At 68.2% G+C, this 3,687-nt stretch carries 5 protein-coding genes; 2 read left to right on the plus strand and 3 right to left on the minus strand.

The features are described 5' to 3' along the window. Window positions 1-27: 27 nt before the first annotated feature. Entirely contained in the window at window positions 28-513 is a 486-nt protein-coding gene (locus tag ACJWXQ_RS08075) for a universal stress protein (RefSeq protein WP_406672549.1), read from the plus strand. A 279-nt stretch (window positions 514-792) separates the two neighbouring features. Here ACJWXQ_RS08075 and ACJWXQ_RS08080 read toward each other — a convergent pair whose 3' ends face one another. Continuing rightward, window positions 793-1,386, minus strand: a complete 594-nt coding sequence (locus ACJWXQ_RS08080) for a bacteriohemerythrin (RefSeq protein WP_406672550.1) — start codon at window positions 1,384-1,386, stop codon at window positions 793-795. A 221-nt stretch (window positions 1,387-1,607) separates the two neighbouring features. Here ACJWXQ_RS08080 and ACJWXQ_RS08085 point away from each other — a divergent pair, with 221 nt between their 5' ends. Next, the gene (locus ACJWXQ_RS08085) at window positions 1,608-1,862 is read left to right on the plus strand and encodes a Smr/MutS family protein (RefSeq protein WP_406672551.1); all 255 of its coding nucleotides are present in this window, start codon (window positions 1,608-1,610) and stop codon (window positions 1,860-1,862) included. Window positions 1,863-2,082: 220 nt separating this feature from the next. Here ACJWXQ_RS08085 and ACJWXQ_RS08090 read toward each other — a convergent pair whose 3' ends face one another. Further along, window positions 2,083-3,111: a patatin-like phospholipase family protein gene (locus tag ACJWXQ_RS08090; protein ID WP_406672552.1), complete on the minus strand. Its 1,029-nt coding sequence runs from the start codon at window positions 3,109-3,111 to the stop codon at window positions 2,083-2,085. 63 nt (window positions 3,112-3,174) lie between these two features. Then, window positions 3,175-3,600 (minus strand): hypothetical protein, encoded by a 426-nt coding sequence (locus ACJWXQ_RS08095; protein ID WP_406672553.1) that lies wholly within the window; start codon window positions 3,598-3,600, stop codon window positions 3,175-3,177. Between the last annotated feature and the right edge of the window lie 87 nt (window positions 3,601-3,687).

Here is a 3,687-nt window from a genome sequence, read left to right on the forward strand (position 1 = left end):
ACAGGGGACGATTCGGGAGGAGGGCATATGGAACTGCGAACCATACTGGTGCCGGTGGACGGCTCCGCCCATGCCTGGCGTGCGGTGGAGGTGGCGGCGGATCTCGCCTCGCGTTATGGCGCGCGGGTGGTGATCGTGAGCGCGCTGCTGCAGGGCGAGGTGCCCGCGCATATCCGCAAGCTGTCGGAGCTGGACGAGCCCGACGAACCCTCGGTTGGGGCAGGCGGGGCGTTTGTTGCCAGCTCCATCCCGCCAAGCGTGCTGCGCGACATCGCGCAGAAGCTGGTGGACCGGGCGCGCGAGTATTTCGAGGCGCAGGGCGTGGCCAAGGTCGAGCAGCACATCGAGGACGGCTCGCCGGCGCAGGTGATCCTGGACCAGGCCGAGCATCACGAGGCGGACATGATCGTGATGGGCACGCGCGGGCTGGGCACCCTGCAGGGGCTGCTGACCGGGAGCGTGTCGCACAAGGTGCAGCAGCTGGCGCGCTGCATCGTGGTCACGGTGAACTGACCGCGCTCCGCCAATCCGCCGCTGGCGCCCTTGCCCCGCCCGGCAGGGTCCGCCCAGCCCCCAACCGCCACCGCCGACACAATGCGTCACCCTGTAGGAGCGTGCTTGCACGCGACCGCGGCGCCTGCCGGGGCCCGGCGCCGGGTCGCGGCCAAGGCCGCTCCTACAAGGCGGGGGGCACCCCCCGCCTGCGGTGTAGCCGTCACCCTGTAGGAGCGTGCTTGCACGCGACCGCGGCGTCGGACAGGCAATGGTCGTCCGGGGCTGGCCTCCTGCGGGTCAGCTGCCGAAGATGCGGGTGCGCCAGCGCTTGATCCAGCTGCCGGCGACGATCGGCTTTACGTGTTTGACGTAGTCCTGGTCGTCGCGGCGGATGTGGTTCATCAGCCACAGGCCGAGATCGGAGCGCACCTTGCGCGCCACGGCCATGGTGTCGCGTCCCTGTTTGAGTTCGCTTTCCAGCCGGTGGATGCGTGCCGCGAAGGCCTGGTGCACCTTGCGGTGGGCGTCGAGGCAGGGATACCCGGCCTGCTCCATCAGGCCTTCCTCGAAGGTCAGGTGGGACTGGGTGTAGTCGAGCACTCCCTGCACCACGTCGTGTACCTGCTGCGTGTCGCCGTTGTCGATGGCGAGGTCGATCTGCTGCAGGTATTCGAAGATGCGCTTGTGCTGCTCGTCGATCACCTCGATACCGAGTTCCAGATCGGAACTCCAGACAAGTCCGTGCATGTGCTGCCCCCTTCGGTCTTCTTCCGTGTAGTACCGCCAGGCAAACGCGGATGTGTCGGCGTTCGCCGTGTGCGCGCCGGTCGCGGACTCGGCAGATTGCTGGGTTGTTATCGTGGTTGGCCGGATTGCCGCGATGTGATGCACGGCGCATTTCCCCTGATACCGGGCGAGTACTGCGGAAGGGAAGGCGTGCGAACCGCAAACCGCATGATTGGTTGATCTGGATCATCGTCTTGCCGGTTCCGGCCATCCGTGGCGCGGCGCGGTGGTGTGGCCGGACTGCCGGTGGTGGCTGGGTTGTCAGGCGCGGCTGGCCGGGGCAGGGTGGCGGAACGGGCTGTGCAATTTCCGGGGGTATCTTTTTCATGTCCCGACTTTCGATTGATCTGCACGAGTGCTTTCGCAACGGGCGGCGCATTGATGCCGCGCTCAACGGCGTGATCGACGAGGCCTGCGACAAGCGCATCCGGACGGTGGAGATCATTCACGGCAAGGGCAGCGGGCAGCTGAAGAAGCGGGTGCTGCGTTTTCTGCAGCAGCCGGAGGTGAAGGCCCGTTATCACCGGGTGGAGAAGGATTCGAAGAACCACGGCCGGCTGTTCGTGCATTTTCGTCATTGACCCGAGGCTGCCCCTTCGGGCGGTGGGGTGTCGGCCGGCTGCGATCGGCCAGGGGCGGGCTTCCTGCAGCGAAGCGGGGTTTGCCGGAGGCTGGCGCTGGGTCGCGGCCAAGGCCGCTCCTACAGGTGGCCCCTACCTGCGGTGCAGTCGTCGCCCTGTTGGAGCGTGCTTGCACGCGACCGCGGCGTTGGACAGGCCGTGATCGGCCAGGGGGCTGCGGTTATGGGGTTTCGGTGGGTTGGCCGTTGTTATTCCCGTTCCCGCTGTCGTTCCCGTTGCCGTTGCCGTTGCCGTTCCCGTTGCGCAGGCGGAGTTCGGCCAGTTGGTAGCCGAGGTCGATCATTTCGCTGGCGCGGTGGAAGTCGAACACGCCGCAGGCGTTCACCGGGATCTCGATCAGATGGTCGGGATTGTAGGCGGCGATGCGGAAGCGCGCGATGCTGCCCTGCATGGCCTCGATCGAGTGGGAAACGATGTCGATCAGGCCGAGGGCGCGGGCCTCCTGCTCGGGGCTCAGGTTGGGGTCGGTCTCGCCCAGCCCCAGGCGGGTCTGCCAGTCCTGCAGCCAGCTGTCGACCTGGTCGGGCAGGGCGTCGCGCACGCGGTGATTGAGCGCCGCGCTGAGCGAGTCGCGATGATTGTGGTTGCGCGTGGTGGTGCGCAGCAGGTGGGTGATCTCGTCGCTGACGCGGCCGTTGAGGCTGACGGCGAACGTGCTGTCGGTGTCGTCATTCAGGGTGGGGGCGATCGGCACCGGGTTCAGCAGGCCGCCGTCCACCAGCAGGCGGCCGTTGTGGCGCACCGGGGTGAACACGGTGGGGATGGCGATGGAGGCGCGGATGGCGTCGAACAGCGAGCCGCGGTTCAGCCAGACCTCGCGCTGGCGCTCGATGTCGGTGGCCACCGCGGTGTACGACACCGGGAGATCCTCGATGTTGGTGTCGCCGAGCATGTCGCGCAGTTTTTCGATCAGGCGGTCGCCGCGGATCAGGCCGACGCCGCTGAAGGAGAAGTCGAGCAGGCGCCAGACGTCCTGGCGGCGCAGGGTCTTCACCCATTCCTCGTAGGCATCGAGCTTGCCGGCGGCGTAGATGCCGCCGATCAGCGCCCCCATGGACGAGCCGGCAATGGAGCCGATCTCGTAGCGGGCGTTCTGTTCCAGCCAGCGGATGATCCCGATCTGTGCCAGGCCGCGGGCGCCGCCACTGCCGAGCACCAGCGAGATGGTGCGGGGGGAGTTGTTTGCCATGTCGCCGCCTCCGCTGTGGTGGGCTGTCGCTACCCCGAGCATGGGGCCGGGTGTGGCGGATTTCTATTGCCCGGACAGCAGGTAGTCGTGCAGCGCACGGGCGGACTCGCCCGCCGGTTCCTCCACCCGTGCCTGCCAGACCGCGGCCGGGTGTTCCGGCGACCATTCGCTGGATACCACCAGCCCCTGGTAGGGGCCGCGCCCGCGGATGGTGCCCAGGGTCAGGCGGCCCTCGGGGTCGCCGAACAGGCGTACCTCGAACTCGGGGGCCGGCGCCGGCAGTTCCCAGTGGCCGTCGCGGCCGGTGGCGCGGAAGTCGGCATCGGAGGCGATGACGTCCTGCCCGAAGTGGCGTTCCAGCAGCGGGACCGACAGGCGGTGCGGCAGGCCGAGCACGGTCTCGATCCCGGCGCGCCCCTGGTCCACCGCGCGGGCGGCCGCGGCCAGCGGGTGCTCGCGGCCGAGCAGTCTCTTCAGTGCGTTCAGCATGGCGGGGATGATCCGGGAGGGGGGGCACGGCTGCAAGAAACCGCCCCGACAGACTACTGTGGAGGGAGGCTCAGGCGTTCAACGGAG

It is taken from the genome of Natronospira sp. (assembly GCF_007134575.1).
Lineage (GTDB): Bacteria > Pseudomonadota > Gammaproteobacteria > Natronospirales > Natronospiraceae > Natronospira > Natronospira elongata.